26 protein-coding genes and 4 pseudogenes are annotated in these 26,548 nt (G+C 68.4%); 18 read left to right on the top strand and 12 right to left on the bottom strand.

Going from position 1 to position 26,548, the window contains the following annotated elements; genetic code table 11:
• Positions 1–1,132: 1,132 nt before the first annotated feature.
• Complete coding sequence (locus tag GA0070613_RS06975) at positions 1,133–2,164, top strand: glycoside hydrolase family 3 N-terminal domain-containing protein (RefSeq protein WP_197699053.1); 1,032 nt, start codon at positions 1,133–1,135, stop codon at positions 2,162–2,164.
• Between the two features lie 212 nt (positions 2,165–2,376).
• Here the strand turns inward: GA0070613_RS06975 and GA0070613_RS32920 are convergent, their stop codons facing one another.
• Positions 2,377–2,730 (bottom strand): ArsR/SmtB family transcription factor, encoded by a 354-nt coding sequence (locus GA0070613_RS32920; protein WP_197699054.1) that lies wholly within the window; start codon positions 2,728–2,730, stop codon positions 2,377–2,379.
• Positions 2,731–2,761: 31 nt separating this feature from the next.
• On the opposite strand from GA0070613_RS32920, the gene GA0070613_RS32925 reads away from it, so the two are divergent.
• The 3 genes from GA0070613_RS32925 (at position 2,762) to GA0070613_RS06990 (ending at position 4,565) form a co-directional block, all read left to right on the top strand.
• Positions 2,762–3,493: a hypothetical protein gene (locus GA0070613_RS32925; RefSeq protein ID WP_197699055.1), complete on the top strand. Its 732-nt coding sequence runs from the start codon at positions 2,762–2,764 to the stop codon at positions 3,491–3,493.
• A 1-nt stretch (position 3,494) separates the two neighbouring features.
• Positions 3,495–4,007 (top strand): tetratricopeptide repeat protein, encoded by a 513-nt coding sequence (locus GA0070613_RS06985; protein ID WP_231929694.1) that lies wholly within the window; start codon positions 3,495–3,497, stop codon positions 4,005–4,007.
• A 162-nt stretch (positions 4,008–4,169) separates the two neighbouring features.
• On the top strand, positions 4,170–4,565 hold the full coding sequence (locus tag GA0070613_RS06990; protein WP_089011548.1) for a VOC family protein: 396 nt from the start codon (positions 4,170–4,172) through the stop codon (positions 4,563–4,565).
• Positions 4,566–4,683: 118 nt separating this feature from the next.
• Here GA0070613_RS06990 and GA0070613_RS06995 read toward each other — a convergent pair.
• Positions 4,684–5,208: pseudogene (locus GA0070613_RS06995) on the bottom strand (HAD domain-containing protein).
• A gap of 214 nt (positions 5,209–5,422) precedes the next feature.
• On the opposite strand from GA0070613_RS06995, the gene GA0070613_RS07000 reads away from it, so the two are divergent.
• Positions 5,423–5,938 carry a GNAT family N-acetyltransferase gene (locus GA0070613_RS07000; protein WP_197699056.1) on the top strand — a complete coding sequence of 172 codons (516 nt, stop codon included), beginning with the start codon at positions 5,423–5,425 and terminating at the stop codon, positions 5,936–5,938.
• A gap of 295 nt (positions 5,939–6,233) precedes the next feature.
• On the opposite strand, the pseudogene GA0070613_RS34330 reads toward GA0070613_RS07000, so the two are convergent.
• Positions 6,234–6,698 (bottom strand): annotated as a pseudogene (locus GA0070613_RS34330) (tyrosine-type recombinase/integrase); the annotation flags it as partial.
• Between GA0070613_RS34330 and GA0070613_RS07010 the strand changes: the two are divergent.
• Positions 6,660–7,250 (top strand): DinB family protein, encoded by a 591-nt coding sequence (locus tag GA0070613_RS07010; protein ID WP_089011549.1) that lies wholly within the window; start codon positions 6,660–6,662, stop codon positions 7,248–7,250. The pseudogene GA0070613_RS34330 and the gene GA0070613_RS07010 overlap by 39 nt on opposite strands.
• A gap of 151 nt (positions 7,251–7,401) precedes the next feature.
• Here GA0070613_RS07010 and GA0070613_RS32680 read toward each other — a convergent pair whose 3' ends face one another.
• Positions 7,402–7,860 carry a hypothetical protein gene (locus tag GA0070613_RS32680; RefSeq protein WP_089011550.1) on the bottom strand — a complete coding sequence of 153 codons (459 nt, stop codon included), beginning with the start codon at positions 7,858–7,860 and terminating at the stop codon, positions 7,402–7,404.
• Positions 7,861–7,903: 43 nt separating this feature from the next.
• Here GA0070613_RS32680 and GA0070613_RS07020 point away from each other — a divergent pair.
• A pseudogene (locus tag GA0070613_RS07020) lies at positions 7,904–8,316 on the top strand (phosphotransferase); the annotation flags it as partial.
• Between the two features lie 1,161 nt (positions 8,317–9,477).
• On the opposite strand, the gene GA0070613_RS07025 reads toward GA0070613_RS07020, so the two are convergent.
• A complete protein-coding gene (locus GA0070613_RS07025) occupies positions 9,478–9,828 on the bottom strand; it encodes a hypothetical protein (protein ID WP_089011551.1) in 351 nt (116 codons plus the stop codon).
• Positions 9,829–10,043: 215 nt separating this feature from the next.
• Positions 10,044–10,778 (bottom strand): GbsR/MarR family transcriptional regulator, encoded by a 735-nt coding sequence (locus GA0070613_RS07030; RefSeq protein ID WP_089011552.1) that lies wholly within the window; start codon positions 10,776–10,778, stop codon positions 10,044–10,046.
• Between the two features lie 226 nt (positions 10,779–11,004).
• Between GA0070613_RS07030 and GA0070613_RS07035 the strand changes: the two genes are divergently transcribed.
• Genes GA0070613_RS07035 through GA0070613_RS07045 form a run of 3 tightly spaced genes read left to right on the top strand, consistent with a single transcriptional unit; the run spans position 11,005 to position 13,433 of the window.
• A complete protein-coding gene (locus GA0070613_RS07035) occupies positions 11,005–11,670 on the top strand; it encodes a DUF4097 family beta strand repeat-containing protein (RefSeq protein ID WP_089011553.1) in 666 nt (221 codons plus the stop codon).
• 12 nt (positions 11,671–11,682) lie between these two features.
• Entirely contained in the window at positions 11,683–12,645 is a 963-nt protein-coding gene (locus GA0070613_RS07040; protein ID WP_089011554.1) for an ATP-binding cassette domain-containing protein, read from the top strand.
• Complete coding sequence (locus GA0070613_RS07045; RefSeq protein WP_089011555.1) at positions 12,642–13,433, top strand: ABC transporter permease; 792 nt, start codon at positions 12,642–12,644, stop codon at positions 13,431–13,433. The genes GA0070613_RS07040 and GA0070613_RS07045 overlap by 4 nt, the downstream gene beginning before the upstream one ends.
• Here GA0070613_RS07045 and GA0070613_RS07050 read toward each other — a convergent pair.
• Positions 13,414–13,797, bottom strand: a complete 384-nt coding sequence (locus GA0070613_RS07050) for a hypothetical protein (RefSeq protein ID WP_197699058.1) — start codon at positions 13,795–13,797, stop codon at positions 13,414–13,416. The two genes, GA0070613_RS07045 and GA0070613_RS07050, sit on opposite strands and share 20 nt — an antisense overlap.
• Positions 13,798–13,923: 126 nt before the next feature.
• Here GA0070613_RS07050 and GA0070613_RS34160 point away from each other — a divergent pair.
• Positions 13,924–14,869 (top strand): annotated as a pseudogene (locus GA0070613_RS34160) (IS701 family transposase); the annotation flags it as partial.
• 37 nt (positions 14,870–14,906) lie between these two features.
• Here GA0070613_RS34160 and GA0070613_RS07060 read toward each other — a convergent pair.
• Positions 14,907–15,173 (bottom strand): helix-turn-helix domain-containing protein, encoded by a 267-nt coding sequence (locus tag GA0070613_RS07060; protein ID WP_089011556.1) that lies wholly within the window; start codon positions 15,171–15,173, stop codon positions 14,907–14,909.
• Between the two features lie 90 nt (positions 15,174–15,263).
• On the opposite strand from GA0070613_RS07060, the gene map reads away from it, so the two are divergent.
• The 7 genes from map to GA0070613_RS07095 all read left to right on the top strand — a co-directional run bounded on the left by map (position 15,264) and on the right by GA0070613_RS07095 (position 21,896).
• Positions 15,264–16,082: a type I methionyl aminopeptidase gene (map, locus tag GA0070613_RS07065; RefSeq protein WP_089011557.1), complete on the top strand. Its 819-nt coding sequence runs from the start codon at positions 15,264–15,266 to the stop codon at positions 16,080–16,082.
• Between the two features lie 13 nt (positions 16,083–16,095).
• Complete coding sequence (locus GA0070613_RS07070; protein WP_231929698.1) at positions 16,096–16,656, top strand: transposase; 561 nt, start codon at positions 16,096–16,098, stop codon at positions 16,654–16,656.
• A gap of 112 nt (positions 16,657–16,768) precedes the next feature.
• Positions 16,769–17,581, top strand: coding sequence for an alpha/beta fold hydrolase (locus GA0070613_RS07075; protein WP_089011558.1), 813 nt, complete (start codon positions 16,769–16,771; stop codon positions 17,579–17,581).
• A 508-nt stretch (positions 17,582–18,089) separates the two neighbouring features.
• The gene (locus tag GA0070613_RS07080) at positions 18,090–18,530 is read left to right on the top strand and encodes a VOC family protein (protein ID WP_089011559.1); all 441 of its coding nucleotides are present in this window, start codon (positions 18,090–18,092) and stop codon (positions 18,528–18,530) included.
• 589 nt (positions 18,531–19,119) lie between these two features.
• Positions 19,120–19,494 (top strand): PadR family transcriptional regulator, encoded by a 375-nt coding sequence (locus GA0070613_RS07085; protein WP_089011560.1) that lies wholly within the window; start codon positions 19,120–19,122, stop codon positions 19,492–19,494.
• Positions 19,491–20,867: a permease prefix domain 1-containing protein gene (locus GA0070613_RS07090; RefSeq protein ID WP_089015803.1), complete on the top strand. Its 1,377-nt coding sequence runs from the start codon at positions 19,491–19,493 to the stop codon at positions 20,865–20,867. Before GA0070613_RS07085 ends, GA0070613_RS07090 begins: the two co-directional genes overlap by 4 nt.
• Positions 20,868–21,350: 483 nt before the next feature.
• Positions 21,351–21,896 carry a MarR family winged helix-turn-helix transcriptional regulator gene (locus tag GA0070613_RS07095; protein ID WP_089011561.1) on the top strand — a complete coding sequence of 182 codons (546 nt, stop codon included), beginning with the start codon at positions 21,351–21,353 and terminating at the stop codon, positions 21,894–21,896.
• A gap of 530 nt (positions 21,897–22,426) precedes the next feature.
• Here GA0070613_RS07095 and GA0070613_RS07105 read toward each other — a convergent pair.
• From GA0070613_RS07105 to GA0070613_RS07115, 4 genes are all read right to left on the bottom strand, one after another.
• On the bottom strand, positions 22,427–23,935 hold the full coding sequence (locus GA0070613_RS07105) for an MFS transporter (RefSeq protein ID WP_089011562.1): 1,509 nt from the start codon (positions 23,933–23,935) through the stop codon (positions 22,427–22,429).
• A 587-nt stretch (positions 23,936–24,522) separates the two neighbouring features.
• Complete coding sequence (locus GA0070613_RS32685) at positions 24,523–24,933, bottom strand: DUF6069 family protein (protein WP_172875721.1); 411 nt, start codon at positions 24,931–24,933, stop codon at positions 24,523–24,525.
• Positions 24,934–24,944: 11 nt separating this feature from the next.
• Entirely contained in the window at positions 24,945–25,169 is a 225-nt protein-coding gene (locus tag GA0070613_RS07110; protein ID WP_197699059.1) for a hypothetical protein, read from the bottom strand.
• Between the two features lie 64 nt (positions 25,170–25,233).
• Positions 25,234–25,797: an NADPH-dependent FMN reductase gene (locus GA0070613_RS07115; protein WP_089011563.1), complete on the bottom strand. Its 564-nt coding sequence runs from the start codon at positions 25,795–25,797 to the stop codon at positions 25,234–25,236.
• Positions 25,798–26,548 lie beyond the last annotated feature (751 nt).

Here is a 26,548-nt window from a genome sequence, read left to right on the forward strand (position 1 = left end):
TCGGCCTCCGCCCGGCATGGCCTTTTCTCGGGTTCTGTGACAACCGATCGACGCCGCCGCAAGAAAGCCGCCTCTACCTGGACACCGATTGGCGTATCGAGGCCGGTTCTCGTGTTCGGGGCACCGCTGCCGACGAGGCCACCTGGCTAACAGCTGCGCTCACTCTCAACGGCGCCACGATCGCAGAGGCCCATGTCACGGACGACGGCACACTACTCTTGGCCACGACTGATCAACGGTCACTCGTCGTTTCGGGGCGGCCGGACGCAGCTCCGGCCGGCGAACCGTGGTGGCTCTCCAGCTCGTCCTCCAGGTAGCTATGCCATCGCACTGCTCGCGGCAGAGTCGGACGTGCCCCGCTCGGCGAGCTGTCAACGGCCGACCAGCGGCATGAGCGTGTGTTCGGGGCGGCCCCGGTGCACCTCGGTCGTCTGGTTTCGCCCGCGGTGGTCCTGTCCACGATTTGCTGGCGGGTCGTCAGGGTGTCGGGGTGGTCTGGGCCGAGCACCGATTCACTGTCGGCGCAGGTGGCCTGGCGGATGGAACCGGCAGGGGTGATCTCCCCGACACCGTGCAGCGATTCGGCGGCCCATCGGCAAAGAGTGAGGAGCAGGGGCGAAGGTTTAGCCGAATGGCCGCGTAGGGCGATGATGTGGGCGACTAGTCACCGACGAATGTCCCGCACATACTGCTTATTGACAGAGCCGCCGCACGGGGTCCGGTGACACCGGGAGGCACTTATGCCGCAGGCGCAGGGCTGGCGATCGCCGCCGGAGCGGATGCCACCGTTCATCGTCGCCGGCGGATGAGATCGGAACACCGCAGACCGGTCACCGTCGACTGATCGTCGGGTCCCGTCAGGCGCACCGGGATCGGTGCGGGCTACGCGGAGGTGGTCATGTACCCAGCGGCGAAGGTTCGCACCGTTCTGGCGGCCGGGACGCTCGGCCTTGCCATGGTCGCCTGCCAGTCCTCGCACGCCCCCACGCCCGGGCCGTCCGCCCCTGATGCGGCACGCTCAATCTGGTCCGCGCCCGGTGGGTCGGGTGGCGGACGGGTGGCATCGCCGTCCACATCGACCGCGCCGCCGCCCACGAAGGCCCCGGGCACGTCACCCGCGTCGGTACCGTCCGTGCCGGCGCCGAGCAGGTCGGCCGGCCTGACCAGGTGGCAACTGGCCGGGCAGCGGATCATCTACTCCTATCCCGGGTTGACACCACCGGCGAGCCTGTTGAGGATCATCCGCGCCGGTGAGGCCGCCGGGGTGATCTTCTTCGGGGAGAACATCGCCGGCACCGCCCAGATCAGCTCGGTGATCGCCCAGTTGCGACGAGCCCAGGCGCAAAGCCCGGTCCACGTGCCGCTGCTGCTGATGGTCGACCAGGAGGGTGGCCTGATCCGGCGGCTGTCGGGGGCGCCCGCGCTGTCGGAGAAGCGGATCGGCCAGGCCGCTGATCCGGTGGCCGCGGCGGCCGCGGCGGGCACCGGAGCCGGCCGCACCGTCGCCGCGGTGGGCATGAACGTAAACCTCGCCCCGGTTCTCGACGTCTACTCCACTGCGGGCAACTTCATCGACCAGTACCAGCGCTCCTACAGCGCGAACCCCGGCACCGTCGCGTCCCTGGGGCGGGCGTTCATCACCGCCCAGCAGCGCACCGGCGTGGCCGCCACCGCCAAGCACTTCCCCGGACTGGGATGGGCGGCAACGGCCCAGAACACCGACACCCGGCCGATCACCCTGTCCCAGTCGCTGGCCAGGTTGCGCGGCACCGACGAGTTCCCGTACTCAGCCGCCGTCGCCATCGGCGTCGACCTCGTCATGGTGTCCTGGGCCATCTACCCGGCGCTGGACCCGAACCGCCCAGCCGGCCTGTCGCCGACCGTGGTCAGGCAGGAACTGCGCGGCCGCATTGGGTTCACCGGGGTGACCGTCACCGACGCCCTGGAAGCCGGTGCGCTGGCTCACTACGGCAGCACCGGCCAGCGCGCGGTCGCCGCCGCGACCGCCGGCATGGACCTCATCCTGTGCTCCGCCCGTGACGTCAGCCAGGGCGAAGCCGCCACCGCCGCGCTGGTCAACGCCCAGACCGGGGGCCAGCTCGACTCCGCCGGCTTCATCGCCGCGGCGGATCGGATCGCCGACCTGCGGGCCCGTCTCCACTGACCGTCTAGTGAGGTTCCCCGGGGATGTGGACACCGGGTTATGCCGCGAACGGGTGCAGGTGTCCGGTCTCAGGGGATCACTTCACGTGAGTGACACGTCCGGCTGCCGCTTGCCAGCTGCCGGGTTGCCTGGTCTCACAGGCCACGACAGGGCCTCGGATGACGCTTGACAGTGATCGCGACAACCGCGCGACTCGCGGCAGATGTGGGTGCTCAAGACCGCCGGTCGACCGCGGCGGTGCCCAGCGCCGAACGCCGGTAGCGGATCTCGTGCCGGTGGCGTTCGCCGATGATGAACCCGGCGTCGCGCAGCACCGTCAGGTGTTCCGAGACGGTGGCCGGGGCGAGAGCGTGCCGGTGGACGAGCGTGGTCGTCGTCGCGGGTTCGGTCAGCCCGATCAGCAGCGCGGCCCGGGTCCGCCCGATCAGGCGACCCAGTGCGGCGTCGGGCGTGCCGCTGAGCTGCTGCCAGAGTGTGCCGGACCCGCGGACGGGATAGATCACGGTGGGCTGCCACGGCTCGTCCATCACCACAACCACCTGGTCCCACTTGAACGCGCTGGGCATCAGGACGAGCCCTGCACCGGCGAGGTCGCGGGTGGTCGTCGTCGCCGTACTCGCGGATGAGCGTGTTGTCGTGCCAGCGCAGGGTGGGATGCAGTTCCGCGAAGAGCCGGTCGAGGCCACCCTCCGCGAGCCGCCTGGTCTGAAAGCCCACGTCGGCGTCGAGCAGGGCACGCACGCGGGGCCAGCTGGGTTCGACGAGCTGGTGCCACGCGGTACGGATCAGGCCGGTCAGCGTCGCGAGGACCTCGACGGGATCGCCGAGCAGGTATCGGCCGATCTCGCTGTCGGCCGCACCCGGGGTGTCGTGCAGGGATCGGGCGATCTCGGCGGCGACCTGGCTGGGCGGGGTGTCTGCGATCCGGGCCAGATCGTCCTCGAAGGTTGCGAGCGGCCCGGCTGGGGGCGGGGCCAGGAAGTCCGGGGAGTAGCCGCGTCGGGGCTGCAGCAGGGTGATCGGCCGCAGGTCGATTCCGGCGACCTGGCCGGCGACCGTGTCCAGCCAGCGCCGGTGCTGCCCGGGGGACTCCGCCGGCAGGGTGAGCCGGATCGCCGACAGCGTCTCGAAGGCCGGCGAGATTGCGAAGCGGCAGCGCAGCAGGTCGGCGGTGCTGAATCGGAGGGTTGCCGCGATGGCTGGCTCCTCCCCGCAGAGTCTGAGAGATTCGGTTGTGACCGAATCAGTGGTTCGAGCTTAGCGACTCTCCCAGGATGGGCGGGCGCGAGCCGACCGGCCGCCCGCAACGAGGGAGATCACCATGCATGACGTGACCAGCCAGAGCGAGATCAGCGCCGACTGGGAGCGGCGGGTCGCCGAGGCGTGGGCGACGATGGACAGCTTCGCCGAGGACGACTTCGTCAGTCGGATCGGCGAGCTCGCCGCTGAACTACCCGCCGACAGCGCGGTCGGCCTGTTCGAGCGCGCCTGCGCGTGGGACTCGACCGGGCACTCCGATCTGGCTGTCCCGCTCTACCGGCAGGCACTGCAGGCTGGGCTCAACGGGCTGCGGCGGCGCCGGACGATCATCCAGATGTCCAGCTCGCTGCGCAACCTCGGTCGCGCCGGGGAGAGCGTGGCGCTCCTGACGGCCGAACGGGACGCCGGTAGCGACGAGCTCGACGACGCGGTCGCGGGGTTCCTGGCTCTGGCGCTGGTCGACGTCGGGCGCGACCGGGAGGCCGTCGCGCTGGCGCTGGGCGCACTCGCCCCGCACCTGGCGCGTTACCAGCGGTCGATGGGCAATTATGCCCGGCTGCTCGTCGAGCGGGACCCGGCGTAGCTGCACGGATGCGGCAGCTGACTGGGCGTGCACATCCTCATCTCGGCATGACAGCGCAGCGCAGTGGGCTGGGCGCGGCCAACGCGCGGACAGCGGCATGAGCGTGCGCTCGCGGCGCGTACAGAGTTCCCCCGCCTACCTTCGCCTTGCGATGATCCAGTGGTGACCTCCTACGTGTCCCACACCACCGTGGATTGTGCCGACGCCTACGCCTTGTGTCGTTGGTGGCAAGCCGTTCTCGACTACAGCGAGAACCCGGACGATCCGAACGAGCCCGGCCACGAGGAATGCATGATCTACTCCCGTGACGGGCGGCACCGCCTGCTCTTCATCGAGGTGCCGGAAGTAAAACAGGTCAAGAACAGGATCCATCTCGACTTGCGTCCTGTCGACGGCACGCGCGACGCGGAGCTGGCGCGGCTGACCGAGCTCGGTGCGGCCGTCGTGGCTGACCGCCGCGAGGCCGACGGAACGGGATGGGTTGTGCTTGCCGATCCGGAAGGCAACGAGTTCTGCATTCTTCGGAGCGACGCCGAGATCGCTGGCGGGCGGCCATGACGGCGTTGGGCTCGCCCATGCAGCCGGTCGCTACGTCCGCTCATCGGCGTCCGGACGGCACCCGGGCCAGCTCGGCGTGACGTGACGTAGCGCGGATGCGGCATGAGCGTGCAGGTGATCAAGCGGCGCCGTCAAGCTGCCCGAGCCATCGACGGACCGCTGAGAAATCCGCTTCGGTCAGGCCCACGTATGGGGTCGACACGTTGCAGCAGCGCCGGCACCGGGTGGTGTGCTGCTACCCATCGCCGGTCAGCATCAGTTATCTCCTCGTCAAGCCAGACGAATGGGCGGCCGGCCGCCCACCGGGCAAGGAATACGGTCTTCCAGTGCAGACCGTGCTCCGGATCCTCGTCGTCGTCCGGCCATTCGACGACCGGCAGGTCCGGAAGCCCGAGCCGTGGCGAGATGACCTCGTTCGCCTCCGCCATCCATGTCGTCGCCCAGACCAACTGGCATCCCAGTGCCAACAGCCTCCGCCCTCATCTGGGTCAAGCCGATCGAGCAGAGGGTTGCCAGTACCGTCCAGTGGCTGCACGACGGCACCGCCCAAAGAACGCTCGCGGCTAACCGGCCGGGCTTTGAACGGGATCAGCGGTCCGTCGACATCGACGAAGATCAAGGGGCTGTTGGCAAGGCCGGCCATCACGCTCGAACCGTATCGTGGGCCCATCCGGGCTGAGCCAGGTGCGCGCACTCTCCCGGGAAGGACCGGCTGTTCGCTGCACGCACCCCTCGTAACACACCGGGACGCCCGGTCAGCGGCATGTGCGCGTGTCCCAAGGGGTTCCGCGACCGGCCTTTTCCGAGGTGGCGTAATCGGCTTGTGCGGAGTGTCGAGGGCTGCTTCGCTGTTGCCCGTGACCGAACTTCAAACGCCGCGACTGGGCTTGCACGCCATCGACACAGCAGAGGGTGAACGCATCGTCGGGCGGCGCGCCGGAGCCGGGGATGCCTGGGCTGAGGATTTTCCTTTCGACGGCGACGTCATGGGCGTCACGGCCTTTCTCACAGCTACGGCCGCCCACGGGGACCAGCGCCCTTTCGGGCACTACCGGATCACCCGGACCGCCGACGGGAAGGCCATCGGTGGAATCGGTTTCAAGGGTCAGCCGGACGACGGATGTGTCGAGGTCGGTTACGGCCTTGCCCCATCAGCCCGTGGTCACGGCTATGCAGCGGAGGCACTCGTCGCCCTGCTGAACGTCGCGGCCGATCACGAATTGTCCCGAGTTGTCGCCCACACCACCGGGGACAACGTCGCTTCCCAGCGGACCCTCGAACGTGCCGGGTTCCGCCAAATAGGCACCAACGGTGACCTCTACCTATACGAGGTACTCCTCGACGCCCCTTCGCGACCGGCTCAGACGCAGTAGCCCGATCGCCCGTTGGGGCAGCCCGTAGCTCCCGCGCGATCGGTGGTCCTTCGGAACTGTCTATCGCTCATCGGCAAAGCCACGAGCGGCTGGCTATGTCCCGGAGGCCAGGTACGCGGCCAGGATGTAGTTGGGGTGCCGGTCGAGGTTCTTGCGGGCCCGGTCGTAGCGCATGGTGGTTCGCGGGTCGGCGTGGCGGGCGGCGATCTGCACGTCGCGCAGACTGACGCCGGGCGTCGAGCATCGTCGTCACGAACGTGTGGCGCAGCATGTGGGGATGCATCCTCGGCATCCGGAGCCCTGCGGCCTGGGCCAGGTGCTTGAGCCAGCGGGTCGCGGCGTGCCGGTCCATCCGCACGCCGAGGGTGTTGCGCAGGACCGGCCCGCTGGTGCGGTCGTCGACGGCCCGGTCGATGGCTCGGGCCACCGCGGGTGGCAGCGGGACGAGCACGACCTTGCCACCCTTGCCGCGCACGCGCAGTACCCGGTGGCCGTGCTCCTCGCCCAGGTCGGCGATGCTGGCCCCGCAGGCTTCGAAGATCCGCAGGCCGAGCGGAAGCGGGAGCAGGAAAGACAGCCATACATCACCGTGCGTCCCCAGCGGCGATGAACGCCAGCACGCCCGGAGCGGCAGATGAGGATGCCGGCCCACCCAGTCGGGCACTGATCTTGCAGGCGACAGCTCGCACGATGGTCCGGCGCATAAGGAAGACTGGCGGGCATGGCTGATCTGGGTGACCCGAAGGCGGCGCTGCACCACTACCTGCAGGCGACTCGCGATGACCTCATCTGGAAGCTCGAGGGGCTGAGTGAACGCGAGGCCAGACTGCCCCGCACCGCGACCGGCAACAACCTGCTGGGAGTCCTCAAGCACTGCCTCAATGTCGAAGCCGGCTACTTCGGGCCTACCTTCGGGCGTGAGTTCCCGACGCCCGAGGAACTGGTCCCCATGCAGGCGTACGACGAGGATCCGCAGGCAGACTGGTACGCGCGAGAGGACGAGACGAAGGATGGGCTGATCGACCTGTATCGCCGTATCGGGGTGTTCGCGGATCAGACGATCGAACAGCTACCGCTCGACGCGCCGGGGCGAGTGCCGTGGTGGCAGCCTGGTGGACAGATCGTGACGCTGCAAAGGATCATCATCCACGTGACCGCCGACCTCGCCCGTCACGCCGGTCACGCCGACATCATGCGCGAGCAGCACGACACGGCGATCGGCTTGCGGCGGGAGAACACCAACGTCCCCCACGACTATGACTGGCCGGCGTACGTCACCAAGCTGACGAAGCTCGCTGACCGGTTTGAATAGCCGAACGGTTCCATCGATACAAGCGGTGAGGCCAGCACATGCTCATCGGCATGTCCGGCCACGTCTGGACGCCCGTCCCTCGGCCGCCGTCCACGCTGCGTGACGCGCGGTCCGGGGCAGATCCGGATATTCGATTGTCCGCCACTGGGGACTACGAGCTCGACTGATCCAGCACCCCTTTTGCGTCGGGACGTTCCGTCGGGGATCGACCCGGGTTGACTCGTTCTTCATGCTGGAACCGGAAGCCCCATGCCCGCACCACGCGAGGAGGACCGATGCGCAAGCCGGCCAAGACTGCTGCGTCCTTTTCGGACTCGGTGTCGGCGCCACGGTCGGTCCGTCCCTTGGGCCGGCCGCCGTCTGGTCCGGCGTCGCGATCGCCGCGCTCGGCGTCGTGCTCTCCCTGGTCGGTACGACGGAATCCGATCTCGTTGGGGACGGCCTGGTCGACCGCGACGAGGACGCCGGGGTCGCAGGCGACGGGACGACCACAGGAACCGCGGTCGTCGCGGAACGACGACGGCGGAACCGGCAGCGGCCAACCCTCAGCGGCCTGGGCACCCGGGTAGAACAGATCCTCAAACTCGCCGAGGAGCAGGCCGACGACCACCGCGCCGAGGCGCGGCTCGAGGCCGAGGGGATCGTGACCGCCAGCAGCGGCCCGCGACGCCCGACTGGCCGATGCGCATCACCGGATCGCTGCTCACGTGCGCTACCTGAGGAGCGCGGTTATGGCGCGCGAGGAATACGGGCTGGTACACGGTGAGCTCGGCCCGGATCACGTGCTCGTCACACCGGCCGGCGAAGCAGTCATGATCGACTTTGAGGGCCTGGCGTACTTCGACATCGAATGGGACCACGCCTGGCTGCAGATGCGCTTCGGCGACACGTACCCGACCTGCGTCCGGTCGATCTCGACCCCCACCGCCTGGAGCTCTATCGATACGCGCAGACGCTGTCCCTGATCGAGGGGCCACTGCGCATCGCGGACACTGACTTCCCGGATCGGCAGTGGATGCTGGACTTGGCCGAGTGGAACATCATCAAGGCGCTCGCCGCAGCCTGACGCATCCTGCTCCCGCGAGCTGCACGGCGTCTCTTCGGATGGAACGCCGCCTTCACATTAGCGACGACTTCCGCGGCACTCGGCCGTCCCGCTTGAACGGCCGCTCATCGGCAATTTCGCGTCTTCGCTGTCTGCGCCATTAGATAAGTGCGCCGCCGGAAGGTGGCCCGCGACGGGTTGGTACGGCCGAGGACTATGAGGCGAGGGTCTCCGAGCGGTTACCGAGGTCGCGGCGCCAGATCCGCCTCCAACGCTCCTCGGTGGAAGGGACACGCCAACGTGCGGCGGGACCGTCCGGGTGGACGCCGCAGGTCGGGCATGCGCGGCCTGGCCGGCGGCGTTCGATGCCGCATGCGAGGCAGTGCGTGTCGACGGTGATTCCGGCGGTGTAGCGGTTGAGTACCCCCTGCACGACCGTGGCGAGGGGTCCCGCCGGGTGGTGCTCTGGGTCGGGACAGTAGGCGATCCCACACCAGCCCCACGAGTTCCAGGGCGGCGGCGCCTGTGGGGCGCGCATGCCTACCGCTTTTTCCCGGCGCCGCCGCTCGGCGTACTCCTGTACCTGCGGCATGACCACGTCGCGAGCACGTTGGAGTTCGTCTGCGGCGCGCACGAGTGCGTCGGGATCGTCTGCGAGCCTGCGTGGGATGCGGGCGGAAACGACCAGGTGGTGCCAGGTGGCACGGAACCCGTACGGAGCACAGTGCAGCGTGCATTCCCGCAGCGCATACAGCCTCCGCTGTGGCGGGAGTGTGCTGTCGCGGACGCGGTTAGCCTGCGCGGGAAAACTGGTCACCGAAGCAATCATGGCCCGCCCGCGGAACACGGCACCACCACGGTTCGTTGCCCGCAACGACCACAGCGCGGGACGGAGCCGCCAACGGTCGCCGCGCAACACGGAGCGGTAATAGCGCTACTACGCCATATGCGGCATGTGCGGACACCCCTGCCTTGGGCTTGGACGCACTAAGCTCGGAGGCCGGCCTGCCCAACGTGCGGCGCCGGTACCGCGCGTCACTGAACACAGGGATGGCAGCATCGTTCGAGCCGGGCCAGGCTCCGGGGAGCCCGCTCATGATGAGCGGGCTCCCGAAAACGGCCCAGGCGGGCCCAACCGTCTAGCTGCAACCGCGCGGAGCGCGGCAGATCCGTGCGCCGTTGTCACGTAAAGGACCGCTCGGCGAAGCTGATCCCGGCGCGCTCGGTGGAGGTGAGGGCCTGCCGGGGGATGTGCTGCGGCGGCAGCCGGAGGTACTGGGTGTAGCCAACAGCTCGAAGACGGAACTCGAAGTTCTGACCCTCAATGTGCCACAACGGCTCCGGGCTGCTGTCTGGGGAATCAAGTCGGTGAACGTCGGCGATCTCCATGACTTCGTGGAGCGGGCCGAGCGTGCCTTCGATGCTCCACGCCCGTTCGAACACGAGCGTCGCGGGCGCGACCCAGAAGGTGAAATGGCGGTCTCGCCCAGTGGGTTGCACCCATCGCACGATGTAGTCGAGGTCTAGCAGCATCCTGGCGGGCGGAAGACTGCCATCGCCGTACTCGCCCGGCCGCGGCCGAGCCGGACGACGATGACGACGGCGAGGACTGGGGCGGGCTACGGCTGCGGCGGTCTGCTGGCGCTGTGGTGTGGTTGAAGGCGTACCAGCGGTTGGGGTATTTCCCGAAGTTGACCGACGTCCCGGCGGTGGTCGCCGAGGCTGTCCATCCGCGATCTGAACGTGGCTCAGGTAGTGCTGTCTGAGGTCGTTTCGGGTTTCGTGTGGAGGATTTCGCGGGCCTGCTCCGCGGCGCGGGTGATGCTCTCGCCGACGAAGTCGACGAAGCGGGCGATGTTCTCGAGGCGGGCGGCGGCCGGGGTGTCGGGGCCGAGGATGCCGACACCCTGCCGGGCGGTCTGGGCGAGCTGGGCGTTGGATCGGGCGGCGGCGATCATCGACTGGTACCAGACGTCGTCGTCGACCAGGTAGCGCTCGCGGCGGCGTTCGTCGCGTTCCCGGCGGACGAGGCCCTGGCTTTCGAGGAACGCGACCGCTTTGGAGACGGACGCCGGGCTGACCTGGAGGCGCTGAACGAGTTCGGACGCGGTCAGGCTCCCCGCGTCGGCGGTGAGCAGGCAGGTCAGCACCCGGGCCATCATCTTGGGCAGGCCCTGTTGCATCAAGAGGGTGGTGAACACCTCCTCGTACTCGCGCACGGCCTCGGCGTCGCGTCCGTGGGCCTGCGTCGACGCCTGCAACCCGCGGGGAGCGGCCTGCCTGCGCCGGTGGGCGCGGCGTTCGGTGGCGCGGTGGGCCAGGTCGGCACGGTAGGCGGTGGGGCCGCCGTTGCGCATCACCTCACGCGTGACCGTCGAGGTTGGACGATCCAGACCCCTGGCGATCTCCGCGTAGGCGAGCCCGTCGGCCAGCCCCAGCGCGATCTGCTGGCGTTCCTGCTGGGTGAGTCTGCCTCCCGGCATCGCGATCTCCCTTCACGCTTCCTTGATGCCTCCAGCATAGCGTTCACCCCCAATCCAATGCAACGAACAGGATGCCGGTCGTTGCATTGAAACCATGACCGTTGCAACGATAATTGGGGCTCTGCCTGCACTAATGCCGGTTGCGAGCGACGAGCTTGTTGCACGGGTAATGAACGCAACGTAGCGTTTCCGGCGTCAGAAACAACAAGCACAGGAGGAGAGCACGATGCAGAAGTTCGACACCCCCACCCCGATCTCCGCCGTCCTCGACATCCCCGCAGGGCGCGTCCAGTTCATCGCCGCCGACCGGGCCGACACCACGGTCGAGGTCCTGCCCGCGGACGCCTCGAAGGGCCGTGACGTGAAGGTGGCGGAGCAGACCAAGGTCGAATACGGCGACGGCGTCCTACGGATCGGGGCCTCGGCGAAGAACCAGATCCTCGGCCCCTCCGGATCCATCGAGGTGACGGTCCAGCTGCCCGCCGGTTCCCGGGTCGAGGTGAAGGCGGCCAGCGCCGAATTCCGGGCCGTCGGACGGTTCGGGGACGTCGCCTTCGACGGCGCGCACGGCGCGATCAAGCTCGACGAGGCCGCGAGCGTCCGCCTCACCGCCCTCGCCGGTGATGTCTCGGTCGGCCGCCTCAACGGCCCCGCGGAGATCAGCACCGCAAAGGGCGACATCCGGATCGCCGAGGCCGTGCGCGGCACGGTCGTGCTGCGCACCCAGGCCGGCGACGTGTCGGTCGGCGCCGCCCACGGAGTTTCCGCCTCCCTGGACGCCGGCACCACCCACGGCCGGATTCACAACGGGCTCAAGAACACCGAAGGCACCGCCGACCTGAACATCCACGCGACCACCGCCTACGGCGACATCGTCGCCCGCAGCCTCTGAGGAGCACCCATCATGACCAACCTGGCCATCGCGGCGAACGGGCTGCGCAAGTCCTACGGCGACAAGGTCGTGCTCGACGGCGTCGACCTGGCCGTCCCCGAAGCAACGATCTTCTCCCTGCTCGGCCCGAACGGCGCCGGCAAGACCACCGCCGTCAAGATCCTCTCCACCCTCATCTCCCCCGACCCCGCCTCCGGCGAGATCCGCGTCGGCGGCCACGACCTCGCCACCGACCCCCAAGCGGTCCGCGCCGCGATCGGCGTCACCGGCCAGTTCTCCGCCGTCGACAACCTGATCACCGGCGAGGAGAACATGCTCCTCATGGGCGACCTGCACCACCTGTCCAAGCGCGAGGGCCACCGCACCGCCGCCGAGCTGCTGGAGCGCTTCGACCTCACCGACGCCGCGAAGAAGCCCGCCTCCACCTACTCCGGCGGCATGAAGCGCCGCCTCGACCTCGCCATGACCCTGGTCGGCAACCCGCGGATCATCTTCCTCGACGAGCCCACCACCGGCCTCGACCCCCGCAGCCGCCACAACATGTGGCAGATCATCCGCGAGCTCGTCTCCGACGGCGCCACCGTCTTCCTCACCACCCAGTACCTGGAGGAAGCCGACGAGCTCGCCGACCGCATCGCCGTGCTCAACGACGGGAAGATCGCCGCCGAGGGCACCGCCGAGGAACTGAAGCGGCTCATCCCCGGCGGACACGTCCGGCTCCGCTTCACCGACCCGGCCTCGTACCAGTCCGCGGCCTTCGCGCTTCGCGACGCCACCCGCGACGACGAGTCCCTCGCGCTGCAGATCCCCAGCGACGGCAGCCAGCGCGAGCTTCGCTCCATCCTCGACTCGCTGGACTCGGCCACCATCGAGGCCGACGAGCTGACCGTGCACACCCCCGACCTCGACGACGTGTTCTTCGCCCTGACCGGCGGCGCCGGCGTCCCCAACCAGCCCAAGGAGGCCGTCCGATGAGCTCCCTCTCCCTCGCCGCACGCGACTCGTCCACGATGCTGCGCCGCAACCTCCTGCACGCCCGGCGCTATCCGTCCCTCACCCTGAACCTGCTGCTCACCCCGATCATGCTGCTGTTGCTCTTCGTCTACATCTTCGGCGACACGATGGGCTCGGGCATCGGCGGCGGCGGTGCGGACCGCTCCGAGTACATCGCGTATGTCGTCCCCGGCCTCCTGCTGATGACCATCGGCAGCACCGTGATCGGGACCGCGGTGTCCGTCTCCAGCGACATGACCGAGGGCATCATCGCCCGCTTCCGCACGATGGCGATCCACCGCGGTTCGGTGCTCGTCGGACACGTCGTCGGCGGCGTGCTGCAGTCAATCATGAGCGTGGTCCTCGTGGGCGCAGTCGCCGTCGCCATCGGCTTCCGGTCCACGGATGCCGGCGTCCTGAAGTGGCTGGCGGCGTTCGGGCTGCTCGTGCTCTTCGCCACGGCGCTCACCTGGATCGCGGTCGGCATGGGCCTCGTCAGCCCGAACGCCGAGGCCGCCAGCAACAACGCGATGCCGATGATCCTGCTGCCACTCCTGTCCAGCGCCTTCGTCCCGGTCCACGCCATGCCCGGCTGGTTCCAGCCGATCGCCGAGTACCAGCCGTTCACGCCCGCCATCGAAACCCTGCGCGGCCTGCTGCTCGGCAGCGAGATCGGCCACAACGGGTGGCTCGCGGTCGTCTGGTGCCTGGGTCTCGCGGTGCTCGGCTACTTCTGGTCGACCTCGAAGTTCAACCGCGACCCCAAGTAACCGCTACGACAGCGCGGGCCGCCGCCCGCAACTCGTCCCGCCCGAGGGCGGCGTACTCCGACACCACGTCGGCGTACGCCGCCCCGTCGGCGTTCTCGGCCATCCGCCGGGCCCGGCCCACGGACATCGTCGGCCCGAACTCCCGCAGCACGCCGAGCCGCTCGGCCAGCGCGAGCAACCGCACCGCGGAAGGGTCGCCGCCCGCAAGGCCCGCCACGGCCAACCCCAGCCGCCCCGCCCGGACGTGCGCGGTCACCCCAGCTCCGAGGATCTGCAGCGCCCAGGCATCCATGCACGGATCGGGACCATGCAGCGACCAGCCCTCGCGCAGCCGCACGTACACCATCACCAGAGACGCCCCCATTCTCGACCTCCCGGACTGGCTCGCCGGCCGGCTCTCAAGTGTCGGCAAACGACCGTCTGCCGACACTCACCCCCGTGATCACGAACCCGCAGGTGGGCAGTGTCGACAACCCGCGTCGGCAATCAACGTCGGCAGTACTCCGGCACCGCGGGAAAGATCGAGAACTGTCAGCTCTCGGTCCACCTGTCCTACGCCTCGCCACTCGGGCACACGCGGGGCGACGTCGCCCTCTACCTGCCGAAATCCTGGACCGAGGATCCCGCACACCGCGCTGAGGCCGGAGTGCCCGACGCCGTCGGGTTCGCCACGAAACCGCAGCTGGCGCGACGGCTGATCGCAACCGCCCTCGCCGACGGCTTGCCCTGCAGGTGGGTCGCCGGCGACGAAGCCTACGGCGGTGACCCACACCTGGCCGCCGCGTTGCGCGGAAACCGGCTCGGCTACGTCCTCGCGGTCGCCTGCTCGCACCGCGTGCCGACCGGTCTCGGCATCCAGCGGACCGACCAGATCGCCGCCGGCCTGCCGAAACAGGCATGGCAGCGAGTCTCTGCCGGCAACGGGGCGAAAGGCTACCGCTACTACGACTGGGCGTTCATCACGCTGCCGCAAGCCATCGACGAGCACGCAGGTCATCACTTGGCTGCTGATCCGCCGCAACCGCACCACCGGTGAGCTGGCTTTCTACCTCTGCTGGTCACCCGAACCCGTCCCGTTGCACCACCTGGTCGCCGTCGCCGGGCGTCGTTGGAGCATCGAAGAGTCGTTCCAAGCCACGAAGACCGGCCTCGGCCTCGACCAGCACCAGCACCGCCGCTGGAAAGCCTGGCACCGCTGGACCACCCTGGTCATCGCCGCCCACGCGTTCCTCGCCGCCGCAACAACCGTCACCACCAGCAGCCCGGACGGCCTGATCGCGATCACTGTCAACGAACTACGCCGGCTCTTCCACGCCCTGATCATCGACCCGGCACGGCGGGCCGCCGACGTCATCGCCTGGTCCCTCTTCCGACGCAGGCATCAAGCCGCCGCCAAGACCAGCCATTACACCCGGCAAGCCCTCACGGAACCCTGAAACGGATCTCCTACTGGAGTACTAGGGCGGCTGGTCTCTAGGATGCCTGGCGGATGGGCATGTCGGCCAGCCAGACGTCGGCCAGGTCGCTGAGGGGGACGTCGAGGGCCTGGCTGAGGCAGACCACAGTGCCGAACGCCGGTGCGGGAAGGCGGCCCGCCTCGATCTTGCGCAGCGTCTCGGGGGAGATGCCGGCTGCCAGGGCCACCTCGACGAGGCTACGGCCGGCCCGCGCGGCCCGGAGGGCGGCTCCGAGGCGCTGGCCCGCTGCGATCTGCTCGGCGGTGAGTGGTTGGCGAACCATGCCAGCAGGATATCCCTCCGGAGCATCCCCGACCTGGCGTGGTATAAAAATCCCGGTATAAAAATACCGCATCCGGAGAGGAAGGCTGTCGTGATCGAGCTCAAGTCCGCCGAGGAGATCGGCCGGATGGCGGTGACCGGCCAGTTCGTCGGCGAGCTGCTCGCCGAGCTGAGCGGTGTCGCCGCAGTCGGCGTCAACCTGATAGACCTCGAACACCACGCCCGCCGCCGGATCAAGGAACGCGGCGCCGAATCCTGCTACTGGGACTACGCCCCTTCGTTCGGCCGCGGCCCGTTCCGCAACGTGCTGTGCCTGTCGGTCAACGACGCGGTGCTGCACGGCCTGCCGCACGACTATGTTTTGCGGGACGGTGACCTGCTCAGCATCGACATGGCGGCCGGCATCGACGGCTGGGTCGCCGACTCCGCGCTCTCCGTCATCGTCGGCACCCCCGACCCGGCCGACCTGAAGCTGATCGAGGCCACCGAGGTCGCACTGGAGGCCGGCATCACCGCCGCCCAGCCCGGCGGCCGCCTCGGCGACATCTCCGCCGCGATCGGCGAAGTCGCCCACTCCTACGGCTACGGCGTCAACGCCGAGTTCGGCGGCCACGGCATCGGCCGCACCATGCACGAGGCCCCGCACGTCTCCAACTACGGCCGCGCCCGCCGCGGCATGAGACTCGACCCCGGCCTCACCATCGCCATCGAGCCCTGGTTCTGCCGCTCCACCGACAAAATCAAGTTCGACGACGACGGCTGGACGATCCGCTCCGCCGACGGCTCCCGCACCGCCCACTCCGAACACACAGTCGCCATCGCGGCTTCCGGCCCCCAGGTCCTGACCCGCCGCCCCACTCACGGCGCCACCTCGGCCGATCCCACAAAAAAGCCCGCCACAGCCTCCTGACCCACTGCCCGCCTTGGGGCGTGACTCAGGGCGTTCAGGGGATGGGGCCTGCCGCAGCTTCCTGAGCAAGTCCCAGCCGCACGGCCTGCACGGCATCGGTCCCTCGGGTGCCGCCCGGCTGCTGGCCGACGTCGGCGACATCCGCCGCTTCGCCGACCGCGACCGCTTCGCCTCCTGGAACGGCACCGCACCCCTGGACGCCTCCTCCGGCGCCCAGCAACGCCACCGGCTCTCCCGCGCCGGCAACCGCCGCATCAACCGCACGCTGCACATCATGGCCGTCGTTCAGCTGCGCAACCGCACCGAAGGTCGCGCCTACTTCGACGCGAAGAAGACGGCCGGAAAGACCTCGATGGAAGCCGTGCGCGCCCTGAAACGGCGACTGTCCAACGTCGTCTACGCCCGCATGGTCCAAGACCAGAAACGACGGCAGGTGGCAGGCCCGGGAGGGCACTCGGGGACGACTCTGCAATCCAGCGTGACCGACCTGACCCCGGACATCGGCCCTTCGGACAAGCCACTTCCCGGACCCGCCAGCAACCACCCTAAACCCCTGGTTCCAGCGGCGCCTTGACATAAAGGAGTGCCATGTCAGTGCGCTTCGGCATTGCCACACTGCACAATATGACGACGCATGTCTATGCGCTGTACTGGGTGTTGCGTCGGGTGTCTAGCGGAGAGGCGATATGGATCTTGCGCTGCCGGACGGCCGGGTCCTGGGCTGGGCGGAGTACGGCGATCCGGCCGGGCCGCCGGTGGTGTTCCTGCACGGCACGCCGGGCTCTCGGATCAGCCGCCCGGACGACACGGCGTTGGCGGGCGTCCGCCTGATCACCGTGGACCGGCCCGGGTACGGTCGGTCCACACCTGTCCGACAGCCAACGCTCCTCGGCGTCGCTGACGACGTCGGTACGCTGATGAGCTCTCTGCGGATCGAGCGCTTCGGCCTGATCGGGTTCTCTGGCGGCGCGCCGTACGCCGTGGCCTGTGGGGCCCGGTTCCCGCATCGACTGACCGGGGTGGTCGCCGCAGGCTTCACCGGCCCTTATCGGGAACTGCGCACGGTGCGTGGCTGGCAGCGGTTTCAGGCGTGGGCCTTGCGGACCGTTCCGGGGCTCGGGCGCCGCTACGTGACCCGCGCCGCCGCATGGTACGCCGAGGATCCGCTCAAGCAGCACCGGCATTTGCTTGCCGCGGGCCAGGACCCCTGGATGCGGCCCCACGAGGAGTCCAACCGCGAAGGTGCCCGCCAAGGCGCGGACGGGCTGGCCGGCGACTGGCTCGCCACCGACATCCGCCCATGGGGGTTCGGCCTGCGCGACGTGCCCTGCCGCGTCCTCATCTGGGCCGGTCGACACGACCCCGGCCGAGCCGTTCCCGACGCACCGCTGATCGCCGCACGGATGCCCAACGCCAAGATTCGCATCAGCGAGGACGCAGCCCACACGCCGTCCCCGGCCCACTGGCAAGCGATGCTGACGTGGGTAACGAGCGGCTGAGAACCGGCGCTCCCCAGATGGCCGCGGAACCGGAGCGGATTGAAGCACATCCGCTATTCGGCACGACCGGACGTTGACTTGATCAACGCACGTGACGCTGCGTGACGCGCGGTCGGCGGCAGACATCCCATGTTCTGAGGTTGTCAAGAAGTGGGCTGGAGATGTGCCCAGGCGGTTGCCTCGTCGTAGGTCGTATTGGTTTTGAGGCAGCCGTGCGGGATGCCGACGAGGCGGTTGCCGAGTTGGCGTAGGGCGGCTTGGTGGCCGGCGCGCGCTCAGCGGCAAATGAGTACACACCGACGATCGCCGAGGCTCGGCACGGGAGGGCTTCTTGGGCCGGCTGGCGTGCGGTGTTTCGTCCGAAGCGGTACGACTGGCGCGTGATGGGCACTGCCGCGTCACGAGGTTTCCCTCAGAAATTGGTGCACAGTCTGTCCAGAACGGCGTAACGGCTCCGTCTCAGGAGTGGATGCGGCCACCGTGGCCGCACAAGGCTAAGGAGACCTGCATGACGATCCAGCGGATGGACAACGTCCTGATCGTTGTCGACGACCTTGACGCTGTTATTGCGTTCTTCATCGAACTTGGCATGGAGCTGGAGGGCAAGGCGCCAGTCGAGGGACGTTGGGTCGAGCGTGTCATCGGGATCGATGACGTCCGACAGGACATCGCGATGCTGCGGACCCCGGACGGCCACGGCCGGATCGAGCTGGCGATGTTCCATACGCCGAAGGCGATCAGCGCCGAGCCGAAGGATGCACCGGCGAACACGCTGGGCATTCGTCGCATCATGTTCGCCGTCGACGACATCGAGGACGTCGTTGCCCGCCTGCGTACCCACGGCGCCGAACTCGTCGGCGAGCTGGCGCAGTACGAGGACAGCTATCGGCTTTGCTACGTCCGCGGCCCGGAGGGCATCATCGTCGGACTGGCCGAACAGCTCAGCTGAAGTCTGCCGAAGGGGACCGTGCAGCCAACCGCGCCCGACCGCCGATGGGCCAAGGCACCACCTGAGAAACCCTCGACGGCGGAGCACCTTGGCGGTGAGATCGAGCAGGCACTGCGGGCCGTGGGCTGGACCGATCGCGGCGCTGGTTCACGCGGTGAGGCAACGACGACCCGGGGTCCGCCGGCGAGCCGTCGTTGCCGAGCGCCCTCGGCGGCTACTTATCTACTGGTGGTACGACCGCGGCCCGGCCAGGCTTGGTCGAGGTGACCGGTGGGGTCGCTCTCTCATCGGCTGCCCAAAAGCCGGGACGGGCCCGGGAGGACACGTGGGGGCGACTCTGCAATCCAGCGCGGCCGATACGATCCCCATGATCGACACTTCGGAACAGTCACTTCCCGGACCCGCCGACACCAAGCCTAGAACACCACTCCTCGCCTCCTCTTGACCAGAGGGGTGCCATGAGAGGTCATCTGGCTGCGGCCGGATCGCGGGTACCGCCGCCACGGACGCGTGACCGGGCCGTTGTGCCACACAATACCTGGCAGTACTATGCACAATACTTCTAGGGTATGGAACGGGGTGAGTTCTCGTGAAGGTCGCCAAGGATTTGGTGGCCGCCTCGGCGACACCGATGGTGCTCGGCATCCTGGCCGAGGGGGAGAGCTACGGCTACGCCATCCTCAGGCGGATCAACGAGCTGTCCGGTGGCGAGCTGGACTGGACCGAGGGGCTGCTCTACCCGTTGCTGCACCGGCTTGAGCGCCTCGGTTATTCGGAGTCGAGCTGGCAGTCGGTAGCCGGCGGGCGGCGGCGCAAGTACTACCGCATCACTGACAAGGGCCTGGCTGAGTTGGCCGAGCAACGCCGCCAGTGGGACACGGTCACCGACGCGCTCAAGGAGATCTGGCTCGGCCTCGGCGACCGCAGGCCGCTGACGGCGATCCCGCTGGAGTGCCGGGCATGACGGCGCGGGAGGGTCAGGAGGAGTTGGAGGCGCAGTTCGAGCAGTGGCGTCGCTACGTGCTCCGCCGCAGGGAACTGCAGCCGTCCGACGTCGACGAACTCGAAGACCATCTCCGCGGATCCGTCGACGAGCTCATAGCTGCAGGCCTGAGCCCGGACGAGGCGTTCCTCGTCGCGGTGAAGCGGATGGGCAGCCTCGACGAACTGTCGCGCGAGTTCGCCCGGGAGCATTCGGAACGATTGTGGAAGCAGTTGGTGCTTACCGGCGACCCTGACAGCCCGGCGGCGGACACGCACTCACGGCGGGACATGTGGGCGATGGTCCTCTGCGGGGCGGGCGCGGCGGTGTCCATCAAGGTGCCGGAGCTGTTCGGGCTGAGGTTGGCGGACGACGGCGCGTTCTACGCGCGGAACTTCACCCTGTTCGCCCTGCCCTGGCTGGCGGTCTTCCTGGCCTGGCGCCGACAGGCCCGACGCCCGCTGATCGGGACACTGGTGGCGCTGTTCGGGCTCGGCGCGGTGGCGGCCAACGCCTACCCCCTGGCCGAGGAGTCAAAGTCGCTGGTCCTCACCAGCATCCACCTCCCCATCGCCCTGTGGCTTGTGGTGGGTCTGGCCTACGTTGCCGACGACTGGCGCTCCTCGCGCCGACGCATGGACTTCATCCGCTTCACCGGCGAGTGGTTCATCTACTTCATACTCATCGCCCTCGGCGGCGGTGTGCTCAGCTTGTTCCTGTTCCACACCTTCAATGCCATCGGGATCATCCCGCAGGAGTTCATCTCGCAGTGGCTCCTGCCCTGCGGCGCCGTGGCCGGGGCTGTCGTGGCCGGGTGGCTGGTCGAGGCCAAGCAGAGCGTGGTCGAAAATATCGCCCCGGTGCTCACGCGGCTATTCACTCCGCTGTTCACGGCAGCACTGCTGGCCTTCCTCGTCGCCGTCGTCTGGACCAGCCATGGCATCAACGTGGAGCGCGAAGCACTGATCCTGTTCGACCTCCTGCTGGTCGTGGTGCTGGGGCTACTGCTCTACTCGATCTCAGCCCGCGATCCGCTGGCCCCGACCGGCCTGTTCGACAAACTTCAGCTCGCTCTCGTGGTCAGCGCGTTGGCAATCGACGTACTGGTACTGCTCGCGATCACCGGACGCATCACCGACGAGTACGGCACCACACCCAACAGGGCTGCGGCGCTCGGCGAGAACGTCATCCTGCTGGCCAACCTCGCCTACTCGGCGTGGCTGTTGCTGAGGTTCATCCGGCGGCGCACACCGTTCGCGGCGCTCGAGCGCTGGCAGACCGGCTACCTACCCGTGTACGCCGTGTGGGCCTGGATCGTGGTCCTCCTCTTCCCTCCGTTGTTCAGCTATGTCTGACCGAGAAGGTCCACCCCATGACGGCGATGTCGACGACCCGCCCATCGGTGTGACAGGCCTGCCGCATCGCTTGCGTGCCAAACACGCGCGTCCGGCCCAATCGTGCGCAGGAAACACGGATGGTTCTCCGCAGGTGCCCCTCATCGTCGCCAAGCCCTGTCACTCAACGTGACATATGGTCGGCGGCATGAGCGTGCGTTGCCGTGAAAGGCTGGGAGGCACCAGGTTGGCGATCTCGCATGCGCGAAGTGGCTCACCCCAGGGTCCTGCCTGGCATGTGTCTGCACGCCGAATCCCCGCACCCCACCCGATCAGCGCACGCCGCACGGAGGATCCACCGCACCTGGATGGACGAGGCCGAGGCCATTGGCGCCGGCGTTCTGATACGCGCAGGGACTCAGCGTGTGGGCAGTTGCCCTGGGGCGCCCCCGCATGAAGATTCAAATGTGACACGTGAACGTTCACGCCAGTTAGACTCCGGGCATGCCTGAACAGCCTCCACGCCCGAACGATCAGCCGCGCTGGCTGACTCCGGCAGAGCTGGAGACATGGCAGCAATTCGCCCTGATGCTGCACAAACTGCCCATTGCCCTGGAAGCGCAGCTGCAGCAGGACGCGGACCTTAGTTACGTCGAGTACTACGTCCTCGCCGGACTGGCCGACCAACCGGGACACCGCATGCGAATGAGCGACCTGGCCGTCCTCGCCAACGCCGAGCTGTCCCGTCTCTCCCACATGATCAGCAGGATGGAGCGCCGGGGTTTCGTCCGCCGCGAACCAGACCCCACCAATGGCCGCTACACCCACGCGATCCTGACCGAAGCCGGCCACGCCCATCTCGTCGAGGCCGCCCCGGGGCACGTGGCCCGGGTACGCGACCTCGTCTACGACGTTCTCGACCCCGCCGAGCTGGACAGCCTGCGCACCGCTGCCGAGAAGATCAGCGAGAGGATCGACCGCCGGGAGCAGCAGAGCTGCCCCCGCACGGACACCGCCCCTCAGCTGCCACAGCGCAACGCCATGTCCTGATGGGCCGCGATGGGGGCGAGGCCGGGCATCCGGCGTCCCGCATGCCATCGCCGCCGTGTCGCGACCCCTGGCCTGGAATCTGCAGAAGCGGTCGCCTCGTAGGGACACTGACGCCGCGGCACCTCTGGTCACCGGCACCGACACGATCCGGAACGGAGCTTCGTCCCTGACAATGTCGCCGGTGAAGCCACCCGCATCAGCAAACAGACTGAGGGCCTGCTCACCCAGACCCATCTGTCGCTGGCACGGGCTCTGCGCCCACGCGTCCAGCACCCGGCAGCGCTGCTGATGCTCCAGCAGGTCAGCCAGCGCCGGCCCATGTGACCGCCTTGCGCCAGGCGCCGTTCGAGCGGCTATCCCCTCCGAGCAGCAGAAGCCTCGGCGAGATCGTGGAGATCGTCGTCGAGGGTCTTCAGCCGGACGAACTGCGGACCTGCCCTGACTCCGCTGAGCCACTCACTCAGGGAGCCGTGGGTGCGCGGCGCTCCGCCACGCTCCCACGACAGGTTTCGTCAGGGGGACCTGGTGCCTCAGTGGGCGACCACCGGCACCGCCACCTCGTCCTCGGCGCCCTCGCGGCCCGTACGGCCGACGTTGACCAGAGACAGGACGATCAGCGTGGCGAGCACCAGCATGCCGATGGCGAACCAGATGGCGTTGGTGTAGCCGTGCACCACGCCCTGCAGCTGGACCAGCTGCTGCTGCGGCTTCGTCGCGGCGTTGGCGATGTGGTCCTGGACGTACGAGGTCGTCACGGAGGTGGCGATCGTGTTCAGCAGGGCCGTGCCGATCGCGCCGCCCACCTGCTGCGAGGTGTTGACCATCGCGGAGGCGACACCGGCGTCCCGGGGCTCGACGCCCAGAGTGGCCAGGGACATGGCGGGCATGAACGTCATACCCATGCCGAGACCGAGCAGCGCCAGAGCCGGCAGGACGGTCGAGGCGTAGGACGAGCCGATCTCCAGCTGCGCCAGCAGGAACATGCCGGCCGCGGCCACCAGGAAGCCGGAGCCCATCAGGAACCGGGCCGGAACGCGGGTCATCAGACGCGGCCCGATCTGCGTCGAGCCGACCATCATGCCCGCCACCATCGGCAGGAAGCAGAACCCGCTCTTGACCGGCGAGTAGCCCTTCACGACCTGCAGGTAGTAGGTCAGGAACAGGAAGGTGCCGAACATCGCGATGACCGCGATGCCGAGGGAGAGGTAGACGCCGCCGCGGTTGCGGTCCGTGACCACTCGCAGGGGCAGCAGCGGTGCCTTGACCCTGGCCTCGGTGAGGACGAAGGCGAGTAGCAGGACCACTGACCCGCCGAACAGGGAGATGGTCGTGGTGTCGCCCCAGCCGTGAGACTCGGCGCGAGTGAAGCCGTAGACCAGCGAGGCCAGGGCCAGGGTGGACAGGACGACGCCGGGGATGTCGAGCGGGGAGCGGTTGCGGCTACCCTCGGGCTCGCGGACGACGAAGTAGGCGCCGGCCGCCGCGACGATCGCGAACGGGATGTTGACGAAGAACGTCCAGCGCCAGTCCAGGTACTCGGTGAGCACACCGCCGAGGATGAAGCCGACGGCGCTGCCGCCGCCGGCGATCGCGCCGTAGATGCCGAACGCCTTGGCGCGCTCTTTGGCGTCCGTGAACATCACGGCGAGCAGCGAGAGCGCGGCGGGGGCGAGCAGGGCGCCGAAGACGCCCTGGAGGGCGCGGGCCCCGAACATCGTCGTGCCGGTGGTCGCCGCGCCGCCGAGCGCGGAGGCGGCGGCGAAACCGATCAGGCCTATGACGAAGGCGCGCTTGCGGCCCCACAGGTCGGCCACCCGGCCGCCGAACAGGACCAGGCCGCCGAAGGCCAGGGCGTACGCCGTGACGACCCACTGCCGGTCGCCGTCGGAGATGCCCAGGTCCTGCTGGGCGGAGGGCAGGGCGATGTTCACGATGGTGGCGTCGAGGACGACGATCAGCTGGGCGAGCGCGATGAAGACGAGCGCTTTCCAGCGCTCGGCGTGCGCGTCGCCGGCAGCCTTGAAGGCTGTTCGAGACATGAGGGTATCCACTTCGGGACTTCGTGAGGAACAGACTGGCTGAAGGTGCCTGAGGACGTGCTTCGAAGGGATCACCGCATCCGCGAAGGCCTCCTCCGCGGAGAAGGTGACTTCTTTCCGGCGATACCCGCTCGCGTCGTCAGCACGCTGGGCGGCACTCCGCCCCGGACCCCCGCCCCGTGCCTGGTCAGGGCGTGAGGTCGATGATGCGGACCGGCTGGTCTCGCTGACGGGCCGCCACGTGGACAGGCATCCGCTGGGCCGACCGTCCTCGATCGGGGAGTGGGCGAACGCGGCTACCTGGACGGGCCGACTCGGTGGGCGAGTTCTAGGCGGTAGCCATAGCCGGGGGAACTGTGCTCAGGCGGGCCAGTCTTGAAGCACCCACCGTACGCATACGCTTGCGCTTCTCCGGGCTCAGACGTTCGGCAGATAGTGGCTCGGTGCTGGTCCCGGAACCTGAACCCTGTCCGTTCCGTTCCGGGACACCGCCCGCTCCGCCTGTTGCCGTACCAGCCCGCACGGTGGCGATCCGACCTGCTTGGTGGCTCAGCGGCGACCGGCATCGCGGTTCCGCTGACCGGTGGTCAGGGCTTCCGGCGGCTGAAAGCTGAGATCAACACGGCGGCGACCGCGACGTGCATCAGCGCCAGGATCGTCTTGGCTGCCCCGGTTGCCTCGAAGATGAACAGGGGCAGGAAAGATACCAACAACACCAACACGGCAAGGGCGGTCCACACGACCGGTGCGCTGCGGGTAAACCGGCCCAGCATCGCCCGCGCACCCCAGCCGAGCAGGCTGACGGCGAGCGTGAACGTGACGGTGAGCGGCAGGCCAACCACTGAGGGCGCCTGGCCATTACGGGGGTCGACACGCAGCTCGATACCCAGAATCTGGGCGGCCGTCCAGAGCAGCGCGGCGGCCAGGACGGCACCGCCGACCGTGAGAGCGCCGACGCGCAGCCGCGCGGCTGTCGGGGGGACGGACGTGCTGGTCATCAGGGACTCCTTCAATGGAACGAGGATGATCTTGCCGCGGGCGCGGCCGGACTCGGCGTCGCGGTAACCGCGGCCAGGTCGGTGAGCGGACGGGACGCGGTGATGTCGACCCGGACGGCGCCGGCGTCGACGAGCGCGACCAGTGCGGCGAGGTGACTGGTGTCGTTGCGGGCCACGAAGTGCACCGCGTTGATCGGGGAGCCGGTGGGCACCTCGACCTGGACGGTGACGGACACGACGACGCCACCGGCCTGAGGATGGACGGTTTTCCCGTCGCCTGCCTTCCGGTGGGCGAGGGCGTCAGACCCGGACCGTCTTGAGGGCGCGGGCCCAGGATTCCAGTTGGTCGAACAGGGTGGTCGCGGCGGCGTCGTGCTGCTCTCCCGGCTTGAAGACGGAGAAGTTCTCGAAGTCCGTGAACAGCGAGAAGGACAGCTGCTGACGTACGTGGGCCAGCTGCAGTTCGCTGGCCACGCCCCGCAGGTGCTCGATGGCCCGAGCGCCGCCGAGGGAACCGTAGGAGACGAAGGCGGCGGCCTTGTTGTTCCACTCGCCGTACAGGTAGTCGATCGCGTTCTTGAGTACGGCGGAGGTGGAGTGGTTGTACTCGGGGGTCACGAAGATGTAGCCGTCGAACTCGGCGATCTTGGTCGCCCATGCCTTGGTGTGCTCACCCTGGTACTGACCCATGGACGGCGGAATGGCCTCGTCCAGGTGGGGCAGCGGGAAGTCGGCGAGGTCGACCAGCTCGTACTCGGCGCCGGTGCGGGCGCCGGACCGGTCCACCACCCAGTCCGCGACAGCCTTGCCGTTGCGGCCGGGCCGGGTGCTGCCGAGGATGACGGCGATCTTCAGGTCACTCATGCGGTTCTCTCCTTGATGGGCCGGCCGGCGCGAGGCTGAGCCGGCGGATGCGCGGCGGGCGCGGGTCGTGGCGCTGAGCCACAGGCACCGGCCTGCCATACCCTTCACTTGAACGTTCACGTCTTACCTTAGACAGCAACACATGAACGTTCAAGTGTGAGCTGCGACTCGTGAACCTTTGAGCCGTTGCTTGGGTGCGAAGTGCCCAACGCGTCGGGATTCGGGCAGGCTGAAGGGATGTGCCTGGGCTCACCCGACTGCTGCCGGACAGCTGCTGCCCGACGGGCAGCCGGGAACCGTCGGCGTAGACGCCGGCCGGCAGGGTCTGTCCCGGGGCTGCCTAACTTCACCAGATGTGCGAAGTTTCGATACCAGCTGTCGTGCGACAGCCTGGGTTCAGGTTCAAACTGCCCGGGGATCTTGGTGGGACTGGGACGTGCTGCACTTCGACGGCTCCCAGCTTCGGTTGGCCGCGGGACACGACCTGACCTACCACCACGGTCTCGAGGTGGTCTTCACCGACGTCGCATACCTGGCCTGCCCGACCCAGTTCTGGGATCCTCGGTTCCGAGAACCCACCCCTGAGGAGCGCGCACTGGTGCCTCGGCATGTCGGTGAAGAATCACCAGTGGTCGTTGCCTTCGACGTCGATGCACCGGCCGGGGGCGATCTTCTTTCCTGTCTCGTCGCAGCAGGGTCGTTGAGGTGGCACACGGCCTCGTCTACCGCTACTGGCGTGACAACCTCGCTG

It is taken from the genome of Micromonospora inositola, from assembly GCF_900090285.1.
In the GTDB taxonomy this organism is placed as follows: domain Bacteria; phylum Actinomycetota; class Actinomycetes; order Mycobacteriales; family Micromonosporaceae; genus Micromonospora; species Micromonospora inositola.